This window comes from Cellulomonas sp. (assembly GCF_015234515.1).
Classification (GTDB): Bacteria; Actinomycetota; Actinomycetes; order Actinomycetales; family Cellulomonadaceae; genus Cellulomonas.
The window spans coordinates 113,346-132,856 of sequence record NZ_JADGMY010000028.1 but is presented as its reverse complement, the minus strand read 5'-3'; the positions used below and the strand labels follow the sequence as shown (position 1 = coordinate 132,856).

The 19,511-nt window shown below is 72.6% G+C and carries 17 protein-coding genes; 10 read left to right on the top strand and 7 right to left on the bottom strand.

Going from position 1 to position 19,511, the window contains the following annotated elements; all coding sequences use genetic code 11:
- Positions 1–144: 144 nt before the first annotated feature.
- On the bottom strand, positions 145–1,578 hold the full coding sequence (locus IR158_RS14300; RefSeq protein ID WP_291814091.1) for an aspartate ammonia-lyase: 1,434 nt from the start codon (positions 1,576–1,578) through the stop codon (positions 145–147).
- A gap of 125 nt (positions 1,579–1,703) precedes the next feature.
- Between IR158_RS14300 and IR158_RS14295 the strand changes: the two genes are divergently transcribed.
- From IR158_RS14295 to ugpC, 4 genes are read left to right on the top strand one after another with little or no spacing between them, the layout of a single operon-like run.
- Positions 1,704–2,987: an extracellular solute-binding protein gene (locus tag IR158_RS14295; protein ID WP_291814090.1), complete on the top strand. Its 1,284-nt coding sequence runs from the start codon at positions 1,704–1,706 to the stop codon at positions 2,985–2,987.
- On the top strand, positions 2,984–3,946 hold the full coding sequence (locus IR158_RS14290) for a carbohydrate ABC transporter permease (RefSeq protein WP_291814089.1): 963 nt from the start codon (positions 2,984–2,986) through the stop codon (positions 3,944–3,946). The genes IR158_RS14295 and IR158_RS14290 overlap by 4 nt, the downstream gene beginning before the upstream one ends.
- Complete coding sequence (locus IR158_RS14285) at positions 3,943–4,776, top strand: carbohydrate ABC transporter permease (RefSeq protein ID WP_227578377.1); 834 nt, start codon at positions 3,943–3,945, stop codon at positions 4,774–4,776. Before IR158_RS14290 ends, IR158_RS14285 begins: the two co-directional genes overlap by 4 nt.
- A gap of 28 nt (positions 4,777–4,804) precedes the next feature.
- Positions 4,805–6,094, top strand: coding sequence for a sn-glycerol-3-phosphate ABC transporter ATP-binding protein UgpC (gene ugpC, locus IR158_RS14280; protein ID WP_291814088.1), 1,290 nt, complete (start codon positions 4,805–4,807; stop codon positions 6,092–6,094).
- 124 nt (positions 6,095–6,218) lie between these two features.
- On the opposite strand, the gene IR158_RS14275 is transcribed toward ugpC, so the two are convergent.
- The 4 genes from IR158_RS14275 to xseA form a co-directional block, all read right to left on the bottom strand.
- Positions 6,219–6,893, bottom strand: a complete 675-nt coding sequence (locus IR158_RS14275) for a carbonic anhydrase (RefSeq protein ID WP_291814087.1) — start codon at positions 6,891–6,893, stop codon at positions 6,219–6,221.
- Complete coding sequence (locus tag IR158_RS14270; RefSeq protein ID WP_291814086.1) at positions 6,890–7,861, bottom strand: carbohydrate kinase; 972 nt, start codon at positions 7,859–7,861, stop codon at positions 6,890–6,892. Before IR158_RS14270 ends, IR158_RS14275 begins: the two co-directional genes overlap by 4 nt.
- On the bottom strand, positions 7,858–8,133 hold the full coding sequence (locus IR158_RS14265) for an exodeoxyribonuclease VII small subunit (protein ID WP_291814542.1): 276 nt from the start codon (positions 8,131–8,133) through the stop codon (positions 7,858–7,860). Before IR158_RS14265 ends, IR158_RS14270 begins: the two co-directional genes overlap by 4 nt.
- Positions 8,134–8,338: 205 nt before the next feature.
- Positions 8,339–9,613, bottom strand: coding sequence for an exodeoxyribonuclease VII large subunit (gene xseA / locus IR158_RS14260; protein WP_291814085.1), 1,275 nt, complete (start codon positions 9,611–9,613; stop codon positions 8,339–8,341).
- Between the two features lie 163 nt (positions 9,614–9,776).
- Between xseA and IR158_RS14255 the strand changes: the two genes are divergently transcribed.
- Entirely contained in the window at positions 9,777–10,838 is a 1,062-nt protein-coding gene (locus IR158_RS14255) for a 4-hydroxy-3-methylbut-2-enyl diphosphate reductase (RefSeq protein ID WP_291814084.1), read from the top strand.
- A gap of 51 nt (positions 10,839–10,889) precedes the next feature.
- Here IR158_RS14255 and IR158_RS14250 read toward each other — a convergent pair whose 3' ends face one another.
- Positions 10,890–12,281: a DNA recombination protein RmuC gene (locus tag IR158_RS14250; protein ID WP_291814083.1), complete on the bottom strand. Its 1,392-nt coding sequence runs from the start codon at positions 12,279–12,281 to the stop codon at positions 10,890–10,892.
- Between the two features lie 201 nt (positions 12,282–12,482).
- Between IR158_RS14250 and IR158_RS14245 the strand changes: the two genes are divergently transcribed.
- The 3 genes from IR158_RS14245 (at position 12,483) to ychF (ending at position 15,994) form a co-directional block, all read left to right on the top strand.
- On the top strand, positions 12,483–13,274 hold the full coding sequence (locus IR158_RS14245; RefSeq protein WP_291814540.1) for an ABC transporter ATP-binding protein: 792 nt from the start codon (positions 12,483–12,485) through the stop codon (positions 13,272–13,274).
- Positions 13,250–14,806 (top strand): hypothetical protein, encoded by a 1,557-nt coding sequence (locus IR158_RS14240; protein ID WP_291814082.1) that lies wholly within the window; start codon positions 13,250–13,252, stop codon positions 14,804–14,806. Before IR158_RS14245 ends, IR158_RS14240 begins: the two co-directional genes overlap by 25 nt.
- Before the next feature lie 111 nt (positions 14,807–14,917).
- Positions 14,918–15,994: a redox-regulated ATPase YchF gene (ychF, locus tag IR158_RS14235; RefSeq protein ID WP_291814081.1), complete on the top strand. Its 1,077-nt coding sequence runs from the start codon at positions 14,918–14,920 to the stop codon at positions 15,992–15,994.
- A 40-nt stretch (positions 15,995–16,034) separates the two neighbouring features.
- On the opposite strand, the gene arfB is transcribed toward ychF, so the two are convergent.
- Positions 16,035–16,475 (bottom strand): alternative ribosome rescue aminoacyl-tRNA hydrolase ArfB, encoded by a 441-nt coding sequence (arfB, locus tag IR158_RS14230; protein ID WP_291814080.1) that lies wholly within the window; start codon positions 16,473–16,475, stop codon positions 16,035–16,037.
- Between the two features lie 108 nt (positions 16,476–16,583).
- Here arfB and IR158_RS14225 point away from each other — a divergent pair, with 108 nt between their 5' ends.
- Together IR158_RS14225 and IR158_RS14220 are read left to right on the top strand one after the other, a co-directional pair.
- Complete coding sequence (locus tag IR158_RS14225; protein ID WP_291814079.1) at positions 16,584–17,243, top strand: 4a-hydroxytetrahydrobiopterin dehydratase; 660 nt, start codon at positions 16,584–16,586, stop codon at positions 17,241–17,243.
- A gap of 310 nt (positions 17,244–17,553) precedes the next feature.
- Positions 17,554–19,410: an ABC transporter family substrate-binding protein gene (locus IR158_RS14220; protein WP_291814078.1), complete on the top strand. Its 1,857-nt coding sequence runs from the start codon at positions 17,554–17,556 to the stop codon at positions 19,408–19,410.
- Positions 19,411–19,511: the final 101 nt, after the last annotated feature.

The following is a 19,511-nucleotide window of genomic DNA, read 5'->3' as shown; positions in this document are numbered from 1 at the left end:
ACTGACGGCGATGCTAGGGGCGACGAATCCGCACGTGAGGGCTGCGGGAGAACCCGTTCGGGTGACACCGGAGGTTGGGTCCGCAGCGGGGTGGATCCGTCCGGGGTGCCCCGGTCGACGGCGCGACCCGGGCACCCCGGGCGCTCACGCCTGCGGCGGCCGCGTCATCGCGAGCACGTCGAGCGCCGTGTCGAGCTGCTCGATCGTCAGCTCGCCCCGCTCGACGAAGCCGAGGTCGATCGTCGCCTGGCGGATGGTGACTCCCGCCCGGACGGCGTGCTTGGCGATCTTCGCGGCGTTCTCGTAGCCGATCGTCCGGTTGAGCGGCGTGACGATCGACGGCGAGGACTCGGCGAGCGCGCGGGCGCGCTCGACGTTGGGCGTCGTGCCTGCGACGGTGCGGTCGGCCAGCACGCGCGACGCGTTGGCCAGCAGGCGGATCGACTCGAGCACGGCCGACGCGATGACGGGGATCTGCACGTTGAGCTCGAACGAGCCCGACGCACCGGCCCACGCGACCGTCGCGTCGTTGCCCACGACGCGCGAGCAGACCATGAGCACGGCCTCCGGGACGACCGGGTTGACCTTGCCGGGCATGATCGACGAGCCGGGCTGCAGGTCGGGCAGTGCGATCTCGCCGAGCCCCGTGTTGGGGCCGGACCCCATCCAGCGCAGGTCGTTGCAGATCTTCGTCAGGCTCACGGCGATCGTGCGCAGCGCGCCCGACAGCTCGACGAGGCCGTCGCGCGACGACTGCGCCTCGAAGTGGTCGCGCGCCTCGGTCAGCGGCAGCCCCGTGTCCTCGACGAGCAGCGCGATGACCCGCTGCGGGAACCCGGCGGGGGTGTTGATGCCCGTGCCGACGGCCGTGCCGCCCAGGGGCACCTCGGCGGCGCGCGGCAGCGCCGCCTGCAGGCGCTCGACGCCGTAGCGCATCGCGGCGGCGTACCCACCGAACTCCTGGCCGAGGGTCACCGGGGTCGCGTCCATGAGGTGGGTGCGACCGGACTTCACGACCTGCGCCCACGCGGTCGCCTTCTCCTCGAGCGCGCCCGCGAGGTGCTCGAGCGCCGGGACGAGGTCGCGGACGACGCCGGCGGTGGCGGCCACGTGCACCGACGTCGGGAAGACGTCGTTCGACGACTGCGACGCGTTGACGTGGTCGTTCGGGTGCACGGCGCGCCCCAGCAGGCGGGTCGCCAGCGTCGCCAGGACCTCGTTGGTGTTCATGTTCGAGCTGGTGCCCGAGCCCGTCTGGTACACGTCGACCGGGAAGTGGGCGTCGTGGACGCCCGAGGCGACCTCGTCCGCGGCCGAGGCGATCGCGTCGGCCACGTCCTGCGGCAGCACGCCCAGCTCGGCGTTCGCGCGCGCGGCCGCCTTCTTCACGCGGGCGAGCGCCTCGATGTGGCCGCGCTCGAGCGTGCTGCCCGAGATCGGGAAGTTCTCGACCGCGCGCTGGGTCTGCGCGCGGTACAGCGCGTGGGCGGGGACGCGCACCTCGCCCATCGTGTCGTGCTCGATGCGGTACGCGGGCTGGGCCTCGGCCGCGACGTCGGGACCGTTCGTGTCAGTCATGCGCCCATCCTTCCACCGCCGTCGCGTCGGGGCGCGCAGGCTTCCGGTGGCGGAACGCTGCAGGTCGTAGTCATATGTGAAGCACCGAAAGACCCTTCCGACGACGCGAGAGGTCAGGTACCCCGGTGCAACGACGCACAGCCCTCCTCGCCCTGGCGTTGGTGGCCCCGTTGGCCGCCTGCGCGTCGGCCGAGGCCGGGCCGCCCACGCTCACGTGGTACATCAACCCCGACTCCGGCGGGCAGGCACGCATCGCGGCCGAGTGCAGCGAGGAGTCCGACGGCGCGTACCGCCTCGACGTCGCACTCCTGCCGCGCGACGCTCCGGGCCAGCGCGAGCAGCTGGTCCGGCGGCTCGCGGCCAACGACACGTCGATCGACCTCATGAGCATCGACCCGCCGTTCGTCCCGGAGTTCTCCAACGCGGGCTTCCTGGCCGAGATCCCGGACGACGTGGCGCAGACCGTCACGCAGGACGTGGCCGAGGGGGCCGTCGCGGCGGCCACGTACGGCGACGAGCTCGTCGTCGTGCCGTTCTGGGCCAACACGCAGCTGCTCTGGTACCGCAAGTCCGTGGCCGAGGCCGCAGGCCTGGACATGTCGCAGCCGGTCACGTGGGACCAGATCATCGACGCGGCCGAGCAGCAGGACGTCACGGTCGCGGTCCAGGGCACGCGCGCCGAGTCGCTCACCGTGTGGGTCAACGCGCTGGTCGAGTCCGCCGGCGGGCACATCCTCGAGAACCCCGACGAGGAGGACCCGCAGGCCGTCACGCCGAGCCTCGACAGCGACGCCGGCCGCACCGCTGCGCAGATCATGTCGGACCTCGCCGCCTCGGGTGTCGGGGGGCCGCAGCTCTCCAACGCCGACGAGGACATCAACGCCTCGATGTTCGAGGGCGACTCCGCGGGCTTCATGGTCAACTGGCCGTTCGTCTGGCAGCGCGCCAACGCGGGCGTCGAGTCCGGCAGCCTCGACCAGTCGGTCGTCGACGACTACGGCTGGGCGCAGTACCCGCAGGCGGTCGAGGGTGAGCAGTCCCGCCCGCCGATCGGGGGCGTCACGCTCGGCGTCAGCGCGTTCAGCGAGAACCCCGACCTGGCGTTCGAGGCCGCGCAGTGCATCGTCCAGCCCGAGAAGCAGGCGGCGTACTACCTGTCGGACGGCAACCCGCCCGGGTCGCTCGTGGCGTTCGACGACCCCGAGGTGCAGGAGGCCTTCCCGATGGCCGACCTCATCCGCGAGTCGCTGCAGAATGCCGCACCACGGCCGCAGACGCCGTTCTACAACGAGGTGTCGACGAGCGTGCAGCGCACGTGGCACTCGCCCCGCAGCGTCTCCCCGGACTCCACCCCGGCCTCCGGCGACACGCTCATCACCGACGTCCTGCAGGGGAGGGCACTGCTGTGAGCGCCGCGACCACCACCGTCCCCGCCGCGGCTGACGCGGCCACCGACCGGCCCCGCAAGCCGCGCCGGTCGGACCGGGCGCGCCAGGAGGCCCGGCTCGGGCTGCTGCTGTGCGCGCCCGCGATCCTCGTCCTCGTCGCCGTCGTGGGCTACCCGATCCTGCAGGCCGTGTGGGACTCGCTGTACAGCTACAAGCTCACCAACCCCGACGCCCGGCGGTTCGTCGGCCTGGAGAACTACGCGCTGATCCTGTCCGACTCGATCTGGTGGCAGGCGCTGTGGGTGACCGTGCTCATCACGGTCGTCACCGTGGTGGTCGAGCTCGTCCTCGGGTTCGCCCTGGCGCTGGTGATGAACAACGCGCTGAGCACCATGCGTCCCACGCTGCGCACGGCGATCCTCATCCCGTACGCGATCATCACGGTCGTCTCGGCGTTCGCGTTCCGGTTCATGTTCGACCTGACCAGCGGGTTCATGAACAGCTGGCTGCCGTTCGTGCCCGACGACCTGGACTGGTTCGCGTCGTTCGGCACCGCGATCACGGTCATCTGCATCTCGGAGATCTGGAAGACGACGCCGTTCATCTCGCTGCTGCTGCTGTCGGGGCTCGCGCAGGTCCCGGGCGAGCTGCAGGAGGCGGCGAAGGTCGACGGCGCCACCTGGTGGCAGCGGATGCGTCGCGTGACGATCCCGAACATGAAGGCCGCGATCATGGTCGCGCTGCTGTTCCGGGCCCTCGACGCGTTCCGCATCTTCGACAACATCTTCATCATGACGAACGGCGCGGCGGGCACCGAGTCGGTGTCGTTCCTGGCCTACCGGCAGACCATCCAGCGCCTGGAGATCGGCATCGGCTCGGCGGTGTCCGTGCTGCTGACCATCTGCGTCGCGCTCATCGCGCTGGTGTTCGTCAAAGGCTTCAAGGTCAACCTGGCGGCGTCGACGAGGGCGGGACGATGAGCGGGCGGACGAAGGCGTGGTGGTGGGTCGGCGGGATCCTGATCGTCCTGTACTGCCTGTTCCCGGTGGCGTGGATCGTGTCGCTGTCGCTCAAGGCGCCGGCCGACCTCGACGACGGGTCGTTCCTGCCCACGGCGGTGTCGTGGCAGAACTACCAGCTCATCCTCACCGGTGACGCGTCCGAGCTGTTCCTGCCGGCGCTGCGCAACTCTGTGGGCATCTGCCTCATCGCCACCGGGATCGCGGTCGTGCTGGCGGCGCTGTGCGCGTACGCGGTCGCCCGCCTCGACTTCCCCGGCAAGGCGCTGGTGCTCGGCCTCGCGCTCGGGGTGTCGATGTTCCCCGTCATCTCGATCGTCACGCCGCTGTTCAACATCTGGCGTGCGATCGGGTTGTTCGACACGTGGCCCGGCCTGATCATCCCGTACCTGTCGATCACGCTGCCGCTGTCGATCTGGACCCTGACCGCGTTCTTCCGGGAGATCCCCTGGGAGATGGAGCAGGCCGCACAGGTCGACGGCGCGACGACCGCCCAGGCGTTCCGCAAGGTCATCGTGCCGCTCGCAGGCCCGGGTGTGGCGACCACCGCGATCATCGCGTTCTTCCTCGCGTGGAACGACTTCGTCTACGGGATCTCGCTGACGTCCACCGAGCGCGCCCGGCCCGTGCCGGCTGCGCTCGCGTTCTTCACCGGTGCCTCGCAGTTCGAGGAGCCCACGGGGGCCATCTCGGCCGCCGCCGTCATCGTCACCATCCCCGTCGTCGTGCTGGTGCTGCTGTTCCAGCGTCAGATCGTCGCCGGACTCACCCAGGGCGCCGTCAAGGGCTGACCCGTCCGACGTCCGAAGGAGGACCGTCATGGCATCGATCACGCTGAAGAACGTCGTGAAGAAGTACGGCGACGGGTACCCGGCCGTGAACGACGTGAGCCTCGACATCGACGACGGCGAGTTCGTCATCCTCGTCGGGCCGTCCGGCTGCGGGAAGTCCACGCTGCTGCGGATGGTCGTCGGGCTGGAGGACATCAGCGACGGCGAGATCGTGATCGACGGCGACGTGGTCAACGACAAGGCGCCGCGTGACCGCAAGCTCGCGATGGTGTTCCAGAACTACGCGCTGTACCCGCACCTCACCGTGTTCGAGAACATCGCGTTCCCGCTGCGCCTGGACAAGGGCAAGTTCTCCGAGGACGAGGTCCGCACACGTGTCGAGAAGGCCGCCGACACGCTCGAGCTGCGCGAGCACCTCGACCGCAAGCCCGCGAACCTGTCCGGCGGCCAGCGCCAGCGCGTCGCCATGGGGCGCGCCATCGTCCGCGAAGCGCGCGCGTTCCTGTTCGACGAGCCGCTGTCGAACCTCGACGCCAAGCTCCGCGGCCAGATGCGCACCGAGATCGCCCGCATGCAGCGCCGGCTCGGCACCACGACGATCTACGTGACGCACGACCAGACTGAGGCGATGACGCTGGGCGACCGTGTCGCCGTCCTCAAGAAGGGTGTGCTGCAGCAGGCCGCCAGCCCGCGGGCGCTGTACGACCAGCCCGTCAACCTGTTCGTCGCCGGCTTCATCGGCTCGCCGCCCATGAACTTCCTGCCCGGGGAGGTCGACGGCGACGTGCTGCGCCTCCCGCTCGCGGAGGTCCCGCTGACGGACGACCTGCGCACGCGGATCGGGAGCCGCGACCTCGTCATCGTCGGCCTGCGGCCCGAGCACATCGAGGACTCCGACACCCTCGACGACGACACGCGTGCCAAGGGCGTGACGTTCGAGGCGGACGTCGACGTGGTCGAGTGGCTCGGCCCCGAGCTCTACGCGTACATCCCGTTCGAGACACGCGGCGAGGTCGCTGAGACGCTGACCGAGCTCGACCGGGACCTCGACGGCGAAGGCATGCGCACGCAGTTCATCGCGGCGCTCGGCGCCGAGTCGCACGTGCGTGACGGTGACGCCGCCGAGCTGTGGTTCGACCCGGCGCGGCTGATGATCTTCGACCCCGAGACGGGCGACAACCTCACCTACGACGCGGACGCGGCGAAGAAGGCCGACGAGGACAGCGTCGAGGAGCGTCGGCGCGCGACCGAGCGGGCGCGCAAGCGCGTAGACCGCACCCCCGAGCGCACCGAGACCACCCCCACCCCAGCCGCCTAACCCCAACCCACCCCAACACCCCAACACCCACCCCAGCCGCCGAACTCGACGTTCGGCGGCTTCTGGAGGTCCGATCGCCGCCGAACTGCGAGGTCGGTCGAGTGGTGTCCCGAAGGGTGGACGGTCAGTCAGTCGAGGGTGGGACGACGCCCATGCCTGCGCCGATGTCGCCGATCACGCGGGCGAGGCGGGCGCGGCCGTCGGCGAGGGTGTACTCGAGCGCCACGATCGCGCAGCGCCCGGCGGCGATCTCGTCCGCGAGCGACACCGAGTAGCCGTGCAGCTGCCGTGCGGTGTGCAGCACGTGCTCGTGGCCGAGCGTCGCGGCGTCGAACGAGTCGAGCGGGCGGCCCGAGGCGGTCAGCCCCACGATCGACGGGATCACGCGGTCGACCACGGCCTGCACGAACCCCGGGGGCACGTTGCCGTTCGTCATGGCGTCGACGGTGGCCGCGACCGCACCGCAGGAGTCGTGCGCGAGGACCACGACGAGCGGTGCACCGAGCACCGTGACCCCGTACTCGATCGACCCGATGACGGTCGTGTCCAGCACGTGGCCGGCGGTGCGGACGACGAACAGGTCACCCAGGCCCTGGTCGAAGATGATCTCGGCCGCGACGCGGCTGTCGGAGCACCCGAACACGACGGCGAACGGGTGCTGCTGCGCGCTGAGCTCGGCACGCCGGTCGATGCCCTGCGACGGGTGCACCATGCGGTCCTCGACGAACCGCAGGTTGCCGGCGCACAGCTCCGCCCAGGCGGCTGCGGGTGTCGTCGGAGCAGTCGTGGCGGCGGTCATACGCCGGCCCCCTTCGTGTCGCTGGTGACCGGCGCGCTGTCGAGCTCGTCGCGCCGCGGCGGGTTCGCGCCCGCTCGGGACACCGTGATCGCGGCGATCCGGGCGCAGCGTTCCAGCACGTCCTGGACGGTCGTCGCGTCCGCGTCGTGCAGCGCGGCGCGCCGTGCCGCACCGAGCAGACCGGCCGTCCACAGGCCGTCGATCAGCCCGCCCATGAAGGAGTCGCCGGCACCGACCGTGTCGGCCACCGTCACGCGCGGGGCAGCGACCGACAGGCGCGCGCCCGCCGACGTGACCGCGAACGCGCCCTCGCCGCCGTGCGTCACCACGACGATCGCCGGACCGGACCGGCTCCACGTCTCCGCGATCTCGGCCGGTGCGACACCCGGCTGCAGCCACGCCAGGTCCTCGTCGCTCACCTTCACGACGTCGGCGAGGCGCACGAGCCCCTCGACGACGGGCAGGACGTCGGCCGGGTCGCCCATGAGGGCGGGGCGCAGGTTGGGGTCGTAGGTGACGGTCGAGGTGGCCAGACGGCGCTCGAGCAGCTCGGCGACCTTCGAGGCGCCGGGCCGCAGCACGGCGGCGATGGACCCGGTGTGCACGACGAGCGCGTCGTCGTCGTCCTCGTCCCACGTCGAGGGGAGATCCCACTGCAGGTCGAACTCGTAGGTCGCGACACCGTCGGTGTCGAGGTGGGCCGTCGCGACGGGCGTCGTCGGGGGAGTGCGGTCCCCGCGCATCACCCGGACCCCGGACGCCTCCAGGTGCCGGCGCACCAGGTCGCCCTCCGCGTCATGGGCGAGCCACGTCAGCAGGTCCGCGCGCCGGCCGAGGCGGCCGAGCGTGAGCGCGACGTTGGCGGGGCTGCCACCGGGGTGCTCGTCGCGCGAGCCGTCCGGACGCGCCACGACGTCGACGAGCGCCTCCCCGACGACCAGGGCGCGGCCGTCCGTGCCGCGGCTCACAGCCCATCCCTCTCGCCGGCGTCCGCCGCGACGTCACCCTCGGCGACGGCGCCGTCTGCGGGCGTGCTGCCGTCCTCGGGGCGACCCCGGGCGGCGGTCAGTCGGGCACGTGCCCCGTCGAGCCACTGCTGGCACCGCGCCGCGAGCGCCTCGCCCCGCTCCCACAGCGCCAGCGACTCCTCGAGGGTCCCGGCGCCGGACTCGAGCCGCGCCACGATGGACACCAGCTCGTCGCGCGCCTGCTCGTAGCCGAGCGTCGCGGGGTCGGGCAGAGAGCTCGTCGGCGAGCTCCCTGAGGCTTCAGGTGCGGGCGTCTCACGTCGTGTCACGTGCACAGTCAACCAGCCGGCCGGCCGCCGTCGCACCGTCGCACGCGCGCGCGTCGCGCCGTCGCGAGGGCCGGAAATGCGGCGGCACAGGGCCTGGAGCAGGCCCGGCGCGGGTGTCCGGAGGGGGCGGGGTGCAGGGCCGGACCGGTCAGGGCGTGACGTCGGCCGAGAGCTCGCCCGCGGCGACGCGCACCCGCAGGTGGTCACCCGGGGAGACGTCGTCAGGGCTGCGGACGACCGCGCCGTCCGCGCGCTGCACGACCGCGTAGCCGCGCTCCAGCGTCGCCGCGGGGGAGAGCGCGCGCACCTGACCCGCGAGCCGCGCGGTCGCGGTGGACGCCTGCGCCAGCGCCGCGTCGAGCAGCGTGCGGCCGCGCGCCGTCTGGCGGTGCAGTGCGTCCTCGTGCGGGTCGACGAGCGTCTCGGGCCGTGCCATGACGGGACGCGTGCGCAGGTGCCCGAGCGTCGACTCCTCGCGGGCGATCCGCTGCGCGACCGCCGCGCGCGTCCGCGTGCGGGCCTGCACGATCCGCGCACGCTCCTCGGTGACGTCCGGCACGACCCGCTTGGCGGCGTCCGTGGGCGTCGACGCGCGCAGGTCCGCGACGAGGTCGAGCAGCGGGGAGTCCATGTGGTGGCCGATCGCGCTGACCAGCGGCGTCCGGCACGCCGCCGCCGCGCGCACGAGCGTCTCGTTGCTGAACGGCAGCAGGTCCTCGAACGACCCGCCACCGCGCGCGACGACGATCACCTCGACGCGCGGGTCCGCGTCGAGCTCGGCGATGGCGGCGCTCACCTCCGGCACGGCGCTGGGGCCCTGCACGGTGACACGGCGGATCTCGAACTGCACGGCGGGCCAGCGCCCACGGGCGTTCGAGACGACGTCGTGCTCGGCGTCGCCCTGCTGCGCGCAGACGACGCCGACGACCGACGGCAGGAAGGGCAGCGGGCGCTTGCGGGACTCGTCGAACAGGCCCTCGGCCGCCAGGACGCCCTTCAGGTGCTCGATGCGCGCCAGCAGCTCGCCCAGTCCGACGAGCCGCACGCGGTCCGCGGCGAACCCCAGCGAGCCCTTCTTCACCTGGTACTGCGGGCGGGCGTGGACGACGACGTGCGCCCCGTCGGCGAACCGGTCGCCCAGGCTCATGGCCGCCACGGCGGGCAGGGTCACCGACAGCGACATGTCGAGGTCCGTGTCGCGCAGCGTGAGGAACAGCAGGGAGTTCCACCGCCGCACGTTGAGCACCTGGCCCTCGACCCAGACCGGCGGCATGCGGGCGACGTAGTCGGCGACCTTGGGTGCGAGGTGCCGCACGGGCCACGGCCGCTCGGGCGTCGTGTCGGCGGCTTTCAGCGGCAGCGGCAGGGGTGCGGTCGTGGGTGCGGCCGGTGCCGCGGTGGCTGCGCTCGTCTCGTCCTGCACGCACACAGCCTGCCTCACGCGACTGACACGGTCGCACCCGGGCGGTCCGGGCCGCGACCGTGCACGCCACCCGGTCGGCAGCCGGCGGGGGTGTCGTGGAGGTCGGGTGACGGTGCCCGGGGTCACCCCGGGGTCCGAGCGGCCCCCGGCCTAGACTGGCGGGGTGACCCAGGCTGCCCCCGACCCTGTCGACGTGCGCGCGGACGACCTCCGCACGGCGCGCAAGCGTGTCCTGCTCGCGGCCCCCCGGGGTTACTGCGCCGGCGTCGACCGTGCGGTGATCGCCGTGGAGAAGGCGCTCGAGCACTACGGCGCCCCCGTGTACGTCCGCAAGGAGATCGTGCACAACCGGCACGTCGTCGACACGCTGGCCGCCCGCGGCGCCGTCTTCGTCGACGAGACCGACCAGGTCCCCGAGGGCGCGCGCGTCGTCTTCTCGGCGCACGGGGTCTCGCCTGCGGTCAAGGCGTCCGCCGCGGCACGCAACCTGCAGACGATCGACGCGACGTGCCCCCTGGTGACGAAGGTGCACAAGGAGGCCGTGCGGTTCGCCGCCGAGGACTTCGACATCCTGCTCATCGGCCACGAGGGCCACGAGGAGGTCGAGGGCACGCAGGGTCACGCGCCCGAGCACATCCAGGTCGTCAACACACCGGCCGACGCGGACCACGTCGAGGTCCGCGACCCGGAGCGGGTCATGTGGATCTCGCAGACGACGCTCTCGGTCGACGAGACGATGGAGACGGTCCGTCGGCTGCGCGTGCGGTTCCCGCACCTGCAGGACCCGCCGAGCGACGACATCTGCTACGCGACGCAGAACCGCCAGGTGGCGGTCAAGAAGCTGGCGCCGGCGTGCGACGTCGTGCTCACCGTGGGGTCGGCCAACTCGTCGAACTCGGTGCGGCTGGTCGAGGTCGCGCTCGACGCCGGGGCGCGCTCGTCGTACCGCGTCGACAAGGCCTCCGAGATCGACCCGGCCTGGCTCGAGGGTGCGACGACCGTGGGCGTCACCTCGGGCGCCTCCGTGCCCGAGATCCTCGTCTCCGACGTCCTGGCGTTCCTCGCCGAGCACGGCTTCGCCGACGTGGAGGAGGTGCGCACCGCGACCGAGGACCTGATGTTCTCGCTGCCGCGCGAGCTGCGCGCCGACCTCAAGGCGGCGGGGGAGCCGACGGGTCGCCCGCGCCCCGACGGTCGTCGTCGCCTGGACGTCCAGCCGGTCTGACGCCCCCGGTCGTTGCCGCCGGTCGTAGCCGCCGGTCTGACGGCCCGTCTCTCAGCCGGTCGAGGCGTCCTCGCCGCGCGAGCGTGCGGCAGCCGCCTCCTCCGCCAGTGCGCGGGCGTCGCGTGAGGCGGCCCGGTCTCCCAGCACGAGGTCGTCGAGCGCGACCACCTGGTCCGCGGCCGACGCGACGAGCTCCGGTGCGCTGAGCGCGGTCAGACGCGGGTTCGCGGGGTCGGGCGTCGGCAGCTCGCCGTCGACGACGTGGAGGTCCGCGAAGCGTCGTGCGCTGACCAGGACGCGGGACTCCAGCGAGCCGACGGCCTGGTTGTAGGCACCGGCCGCGGCGTCGATCGACCGGCCGAGCCTCGCCAGGTGGCTGCCCATGGTCGCGAGCCGCCCGTGCAGCTCCTTGCCGAGCGTGAGCACCTGCTGCGCGTTCGCGGCGAGCGCGTCCTGCCGCCAGGAGTACGCGACGGTCCGCAGCAGGGTCAGCAGCGTGACCGGTGTCGCGATGACGACGTTCTGCTCGAAGGCGTACTCGATGAGTGACGGGTCCTGCTCGGCTGCCGCGTGCAGGAAGGACTCGGCGGGCACGAACATCACGACGAACTCCGGCGCGGGGGCGAACTGGTCCCAGTAGCGCTTCGAGGCCAGGTCGTCGACGTGCTTGCGCACGTGCCGGGCGTGCGCGGCGAGCCGCTGCGCGCGGACCTGCTCGTCGTCGGTCTGCGCGGCGTCGAGGAACCCGAGGAACGCGACCTTGGCGTCGACGACGACGCTCTTCCCACCGGCGAGCTTGACGACCATGTCGGGGCGCTGCAGCCCGTCGTCGGTGCGGACCTGCTCCTGCTCGACGAAGTCGACGTGCGCGAGCATGCCGGCGGCCTCGACCACCCTGCGCAGCTGCACCTCGCCCCACCGCCCGCGCACCTGCGACGAGCGCAGCGCCGTCACCAGCTGCGACGTCTCGCCCCGCAGCTGCTCCGACGCGGCCCGCATCGCGCGGACCTGCTCGCCGAGCGCCGCGTTGCCCTCGACGCGCGCCCGCTCGGCCTCGACGAGCTCGGTGCGGACGTGGTCGAGCGTGCGGGACAGCGGCTCGACCATCGCGCGGACCGCCTGCTCGCGCTGCACCAGCTCGCCGACCTGCGTCTGGTGCTCCGCGGCGAGCCGCTGGTGGGCGAGCGCGAGGAACTGCTCGCTCGTCGCCGCCAGGGCCTCGTCCGCGAGCGCCCGGAAGCGGTCGCCGGCCCCGGCCCGCTCCGACTCCAGGTGCGCCCGCGCGCGGGCGGCGTCGACCTCCGCGGCGCGCACCCGCTCGTCCGCCGCGCGCGCGGCGCGCGACGACGCGAGCACCCACGCGACCACGGCGCCGAGCACCGCGCCCAGCAGCAGGGCGCCGAGGAGGAGCGGCACGGTACCGAGTGCGGTGTCGGGGTCCATGGTCCGCAGCGTGCCAGGGCCCACCGACACGCGACGCGAGGCCGCGCCGCGCGGCGGTGCGTCGGCCGCCGGGACCCGTCTGCGGACGGAGCCGAGGATCCGCCCCGCGACCGATATGGACCGTCGGTGCCGACCCCTATCCTCGTGACGGTGACGACGCCAGCCCACCTCCCGCAGCCAGGCCCCGGCGCTGCGCCGGGAATCCCGCCGACCGGCACCGCGCCCGTGCCGGACGCGCCCGCGATCGCCCTGCACGGCCTGTGGCGCCGGTTCGGCGACAAGGTGGCCGTCGCGGGCGTCGACCTGGCGATCCCGGCCGGCTCGTTCTACGGCCTCGTGGGTCCCAACGGCGCGGGCAAGACGACCACGCTGTCGATGGCGACGGGTCTGCTGCGGCCCGATGCCGGGACCGTGCTCGTGCACGGAGTCGACCTGTGGGCGCACCCGAACGAGGTCAAGCGCACCATCGGCGTGCTGCCCGACGGCGTCCGCCTGTTCGACCGCCTCACCGGCGTCCAGCTCGTGACGTACGCGGGCCTGCTGCAGGGCCTGGACCGCGCGACGGTGGCATCGCGCACGGCCGACCTGCTCGCCGCGGTGGGCCTGGAGCAGGACGCCGAGAAGCTCGTGGTCGACTACTCCGCCGGCATGACCAAGAAGGTGGCGCTGGCGTGCGCGCTCGTGCACGCGCCCCGCGTCCTGGTGCTCGACGAGCCGTTCGAGGCCGTCGACCCGGTGTCCGCGGCGAACATCCGCGAGATCCTGCACCAGTACGTCGCCGGCGGCGGCACCGTGGTGGTGTCCTCGCACGTCATGGACCTGGTCCAGCGCATGTGCGACCACGTCGCCGTGATCGCCGAGGGGCACGTCCTGGCGGCCGGCACGGTCGACGAGGTGCGCGCCGGCCGGTCGCTCGAGGAGCGTTTCGTCGAGCTGGTCGGCGGTCGGATCACGGGGGAGGGCCTGGCGTGGTTGCGCACCTCGTCCGACTGAAGCTCACGCTGCTGCGCAACGGCCTGCGCCGCAGCGTCTGGCAGGTCCTCGGCCTCGTCCTCGGCGCGCTGTACGGGCTGTCCGTGCTGGTGGGTGCGGTCGCGGGTGCGATCGCCCTCGGGTGGGTGGAGGCCGAGCTGCGTGCGGACCTCCTGGTCGTCGTCGGGTCGCTGGTGGTGCTCGGCTGGTGGGTCGTGCCGCTCGTGGCCTTCGGCGTCGACTCGACGCTCGACCCGCGGCGGTTCGTCACGTTCGGCGTGCCGCGCCGCGACCTGCTCGTCGGCCTGACGCTCGCCGGTCTGATCGGCATCCCGGGCGTCGTGACCACGCTGAGCGCCCTCGCCACGCCGCTGTCGTGGTGGCGCGAGCCGCTCGCGGCGGTCGCGGCGCTCGTCGGCGCGGTGCTCGCCGTCCTGGCGTGCACCCTGGGTTCCCGGGCGACGACGACCGTCCTCGCGCCCGTCATCGGCAGGCGGCGCGTCCGGGAGGTCGTCGCCACGCTCGCGATCCTGCCGTTCATCTTCCTGGGACCCATCCTGAACGGCGTCGCCGCGGGCGCGTCCGGTCTGGGCGGGCTGGGGGCGGTGGCACGCGTCCTGTCCTGGACGCCGCTGGGTGCGCCCTGGGCGCTCGCGCCTGCTGTGGCGCGTGGCGACTGGGCGGGCGCCGGTCTGCGCCTCCTGATCGCCCTCGCCACGCTCGTCGTCGCCGTGCGCGCGTGGTCGTGGGCGCTGGACCGCACGCTCACCGAGCCCGTCAGCGCGGGCGGCGACTCCCGCGCGCGCGGCCTCGGCTGGTTCGGTCGCCTGCCGGCGACGCCGACCGGCGCGGTGGCCGCGCGGGCCGCCACGTACTGGCTCCGCGACCCGCGCTACGCGATCGCGGTCGCGATCGTCCCGGTGGTCCCGCTGCTGCTGGCCATCTCCGCGCCCGAGGGCGCGCTCGTGCTCATCGCCGGCCCGGTCGCGGCCTTCACGGTCGGCTGGAGCATCTCCGCCGACGTCGCGTACGACGGCACCGCGTACTGCACGCACCTCGCGTCCCCGCTGCGGGGCGTCGCCGACCGGTGGGGCCGCGTCGTCGTCGCGGGCTCGCTGGGTCTGGTCATGTCGCTCGTCGTGGTGCTCGGCACGGTCTGGTACGCGGACAGGTGGGACGCGCTGGTCGCGCTGGTGGGAGCGAGCGTCGGACTGCTGCTGACGTCGCTCGGCGGCGCGAGCGTCGTCTCGGCCGCCGTCGTCTACCCGGTCCAGCAGCCGGGGGAGAACCCGTTCGGCACGAAGCAGGGGGCGGGCACCGCCGCGTTCACGTCGCAGATGGTCGGGTTCATGGCGATCGGTGCGCTCGGCACGCCGACGGCGCTGCTCGCGCTGTTCGCCGTCGTCCAGGGGTCCGCCGCGCTGGGGTGGGCGGCGCTCGGCGTCGGCGTCCTGCTGGGGGCACTGGTCCTGGTCGGGGGAGTCCGCCTGGGCGGCTCCGTGCTCGACCGCCGCGGCCCTGACCTGCTGCAGAAGATGCGCGCCTTCGCCTGATGCGAGGTCCGGGGCGTCGCCGGTCGTGACGGTCACGCGCGGTGCGCCCCGGACGGTCGTGCTCCGGTCCGCGGACCGCGGTACGCGTGGCGCTGCGTAGACTCGACGCCCGTGGCTCTCACCATCGGCATCGTCGGACTGCCCAACGTCGGCAAGTCCACCCTCTTCAACGCGCTGACCCGCGCGCAGGTCCTCGCGGCGAACTACCCGTTCGCGACGATCGAGCCGAACGTGGGCGTGGTGCCGCTGCCGGACCCACGCCTGGAGAAGCTCGCCGAGATCTTCGGCTCCGAGCGGATCCTGCCCGCGACGGTGTCGTTCGTGGACATCGCGGGCATCGTCAAGGGCGCGAGCGAGGGTGAGGGCCTGGGCAACAAGTTCCTCGCCAACATCCGTGAGGCGGACGCGATCTGCCAGGTCACGCGCGCCTTCGCGGACCCGGACGTCGTGCACGTCAGCGGCAAGGTCGACCCCGAGGGCGACATCGAGATCATCGCGACCGAGCTCGTCCTCGCGGACCTGCAGACCCTCGAGAACGCGATCCCGCGCCTCGAGAAGGAGGTCCGCGGCAAGAAGACGGACCCCGAGGTGCTCGACGCCGCGAAGCGCGCGTTCGCCGTCCTGGAGACGGGGCAGACGCTGTTCGCCGCCGGCCTGGCGGACGACGAGCACGTGCGGGCCCTGCAGCTCATGACGTCCAAGCCGTTCATCTACGTCTTCAACACCGACGACGAGGGCCTGGCGGACACCGCGATGCAGGAGCGGCTGCGGGCGCTCGTCGCGCCGGCCGACGCGATCTTCCTCGACGCCAAGTTCGAGTCCGAGCTGGTCGAGCTCGACGAGGACGAGGCGCGCGAGATGCTCGAGGCCAACGGTCAGGAGGAGGCGGGCCTCGACCAGCTCGCCCGCGTCGGCTTCCACACCCTCGGCCTGCAGACCTACCTCACGGCCGGCCCCAAGGAGTCGCGCGCCTGGACGATCCGCCAGGGCTGGACGGCCCCGCAGGCCGCGGGCGTCATCCACACGGACTTCCAGAAGGGCTTCATCAAGGCGGAGGTCATCTCGTTCGACGACCTCGTCGAGGCCGGTTCGGTCGCCGCCGCCCGCGCCGCGGGCAAGGCGCGCATCGAGGGCAAGGACTACGTCATGCACGACGGCGACGTGGTGGAGTTCCGCTTCAACGTGTGACCGCCTGGCGTCCGTCGTTCTGGCCGCGGCGGTCCGGTGCTCAGTCGGGACGGGGGGCGCGACGGTCCTGCTTGAGGGCCGAGCGCTCGCGCTTGTCCTGGAGGCGACGGCGCTGTGACCCCCGCGTGCGGCGGGTGGGCCGGCGTGGGGTCGGCAGGGCGACGGCCTCCCGGAGGAGCTCGGCCAGGCGCTCCCTCGCCGCGGCGCGGTTCTGCCGCTGGGACCGGTGCTCGGCGGCGCTGATCGTCAGGACGGTGCCCGACAGCCGAGGCGCGAGCCGGTCGAGGACGAGCGCGCGCTGGGCGTCGTCCAGGGCGGTCGTCGTGCCGAGGTCGAGGCTGAGCTGCACGCGGGAGTCGGTGGTGTTGACGCCCTGACCGCCGGGCCCCGACGCGCGGGAGAACTGCTCGAGCAGCTCGGCCGCGGGCACGGTGAGGCCCGCGGGGGCGCCGGGCCCCGGGGAGACGTGCAGGTCGTCCACGGCCCCAGTCTGCCGTGGGGGCGACGGCTGACGCGTCGGGCACCGTGCCGGTCCAGGGCCGTGACCGTTCGACAGGCACGACGGCGCCGACTGCGCCACCATGCCCGTATGGCGACGACGCTCACGGGTCAGCAGATCGCGGACGCCGGCCTGGCCGGCTGGGTGTACCTGAGCGACGGGCTGCGGACCCGGGTCGCGACCGGAGGGTTCGCGGTCGGCCTCGCCCTGGTCGACGCGATCGGTGCCGCCGCCGAGGAGGCGGACCACCACCCGGACCTCGACCTGCGCTGGGGGCATGTCGACGTCCGGCTGTGGAGCCACGACGCGGACGGGGTGACGCAGCGCGACGTCGATCTCGCCCGCACCGTGTCGCGGCTGGCGGGGGAGGCCGGCCTGGTCCCTGACGGGTCCGGTCTGCAGAGCGTCGAGCTCGCGCTGGACGCGCCGGACGCCGGCGTGGTCCTGCCGTTCTGGGGGGCGCTCCTCGGTTACGAGCGGCGCGCGGGTGCGGACGACGAGGTCCGCGACCCGGCCGGCGCGCACCCGCCGGTGTGGTTCCAGGCGTCGGGGTCGGAGGAGCCGCGCCAGCGGTGGCACCTGGACGTGTGGGTCGACCCCGGCCAGGTGCCAGGGCGCATCGACGCCGCCGTGGCCGCGGGCGGACAGGTCGTCGACGACTCGCAGGCGCCCAGCTTCTGGGTGCTGGCGGACGCGGACGGCAACCGCTCGTGCCTGTGCACGTGGCTGGACCGGCTGGCCGGCGGATGAGCGCCCGGCGAGGTCACGCGCGGCCGCCGTAGCAGCCGCGCGGCCGGAGCGGACGTGCGGGCGTGCCGCACCACCCGAACGTGGGACGTGTCGAGGCCGTTTCGGGGCGGTTTCCCCCTGTCGCGTCTCGTATGCTGGACGGTACTGACCAGTATCAATCAGGTAACGATCGACATGGGCGCGCGTCCATGTCTCCTATGTCCTTGGGCCCAGGACTACCGTGGCCCCGATTCATGCGGGCGAGTGCGCCCGGGCCCCCCGTCGACTCGCGGGGTCGCGCGGCCACGTCCACCACGTCTCAGGAGGAACATTGAGGATCACACGCAAGGCTGTCCTCGCGTCGGTCGCTTCGGTCAGCGTGCTCGCGCTCGCGGCCTGCACGGGCGCAGCCGACGAGGGTGCCGGCGACGACGACAACGCGGGTATCAACACCGACACCGCGATCAACATCGCCTGGAACCAGCCCTTCTCGTCCTTCAACGGCGAGAGCATCACGGGCAACGCGACGGCCAACAACGTCATCACGTACATGGCCAACTCGCGGTTCAACGACTACAACCACGAGCTCGAGCTGGTCCAGGACGAGTCCTGGGGCACCTACGAGAAGGTCTCCGACGACCCGCTGACGATCACCTACACCTACGCGGACACCGCGAAGTGGTCGGACGGCGTCTCGGCCGGTCCTGCGGACCTCCTGCTGGAGTGGGCCGCGCAGAGCGGCAAGTTCAACAACGTCGAGCCCGAGTACGACGACGAGGGCAACGTCACCAACCAGGAGGCGCTGGACGCCGGTGTCTACTTCGACGCCGCCAGCCCCTCCGTCGCGCTGATCGAGGAGACGCCGGAGATCGACGGCGACTCGATCACGCTCGTCTACTCCAAGCCGTTCGCGGACTGGGAGACGGCGATCGACAACAACCTCCCCGCGCACATCGTCGCGCAGCGTGCCCTCGGCATCGAGGACGCGCAGGAGGCGACCGACGCGCTCGTCGCCGCGATCCAGGACGAGAACGTCGAGGACCTGTCGAAGATCGCTGCGGTCTGGAGCGACGACTGGAACTTCGCGTCCCTGCCGGACGACCCGCAGCTGCTCGTCACGTCGGGCCCGTACACGATCACGGAGTTCGTCGAGGAGCAGTACCTCACGCTGACGGCCAACCCCGACTACGAGGGTGACAAGACCGCCGTCTTCGAGAAGGTCACGGTCCGCTACAACGGCGACCCGATGGGCCAGGTCCAGGCGCTGCAGAACGGTGAGGTCGACCTCATCAGCCCGCAGTCGACCGCGGACGTCCTCACGGCGCTCGAGGCGATCGACTCGCTCGAGGTCGAGACCAGCATCGAGGGCACGTACGAGCACGTCGACCTCCAGCAGGGCAACGGCGGTCCGTTCGACGCCGCGACCTACGGTGGCGACGCGGAGAAGGCCAAGAAGGTCCGCCAGGCGTTCCTCAAGACGATCCCGCGCGAGAAGATCGTCCAGGACCTCATCGTCCCGCTGAACCCGGACGCCGAGGTGCGCAACTCCTTCACCCAGGTCCCCGGGTCGCCGATGTACGACGGCATCGTCGAGGCCAACGGCCAGGGCGAGGCGTACGGCGAGGTCGACATCGACGGCGCCAAGGCGCTGCTCGCCGAGGCCGGCGTGCCGAGCGTGCAGGTCCGCATGCTCTTCGACCCGAACAACACGCGCCGCGTGAACCAGTTCGAGCTCATCAAGGGCTCGGCCGCCGAGGCCGGCTTCGACGTCGTGGCCTACACGGTCCAGACGGACTGGGGCACCGACCTGTCGAACGCCACGTCCTTCTACGACGCGGCCCTGTTCGGCTGGCAGTCGACCGCGACCGCCGTCACCGAGTCGGACGCGAACTACCGCACGGCGGCGACGAACAACTACTTCGGGTACTCCAACCCCGAGGTGGACGCGCTCTTCGACGAGCTCCAGGTCGAGACCGACCCTGCCGAGCAGGAGCGGATCCTCGGTGAGGTCGAGAAGCACCTCGTCGACGACGCCTTCGGCGTGACGATCTTCCAGCACCCGGGCGTCACCGCCTGGAACCCGGCCAAGATCGGCAACGTGTCGAAGCTGACGATCGCCCCGACGATCTTCTACGGCTTCTGGGAGTGGTCCGCCGGCGAGGCGGCCACCGAGGGCGCTACCGAGTGACCCGTCGGGCCCCGGCGCACCCGCGCCGGGGCCCGAGCGGTTCACCGCACGACGAGGGCGCCGAGGGTTGCGACCCCCGGCGCCCTCGCCGTGCGTCCGCA

What these genes read in the sequence shown, in the direction of transcription:
- IR158_RS14300 (WP_291814091.1), bottom strand. Translation starts at nt 1,578, where the DNA reads ATGACTGACACGAACGGTCCCGACGTCGCGGCCGAGGCCCAGCCCGCG.
- IR158_RS14285 (WP_227578377.1), top strand. Translation starts at nt 3,943, where the DNA reads ATGAGCGGGCGGACGAAGGCGTGGTGGTGGGTCGGCGGGATCCTGATC.
- ugpC (WP_291814088.1), top strand. Translation starts at nt 4,805, where the DNA reads ATGGCATCGATCACGCTGAAGAACGTCGTGAAGAAGTACGGCGACGGG.
- IR158_RS14275 (WP_291814087.1), bottom strand. Translation starts at nt 6,893, where the DNA reads ATGACCGCCGCCACGACTGCTCCGACGACACCCGCAGCCGCCTGGGCG.
- IR158_RS14250 (WP_291814083.1), bottom strand. Translation starts at nt 12,281, where the DNA reads ATGGACCCCGACACCGCACTCGGTACCGTGCCGCTCCTCCTCGGCGCC.
- IR158_RS14225 (WP_291814079.1), top strand. Translation starts at nt 16,584, where the DNA reads ATGGCGACGACGCTCACGGGTCAGCAGATCGCGGACGCCGGCCTGGCC.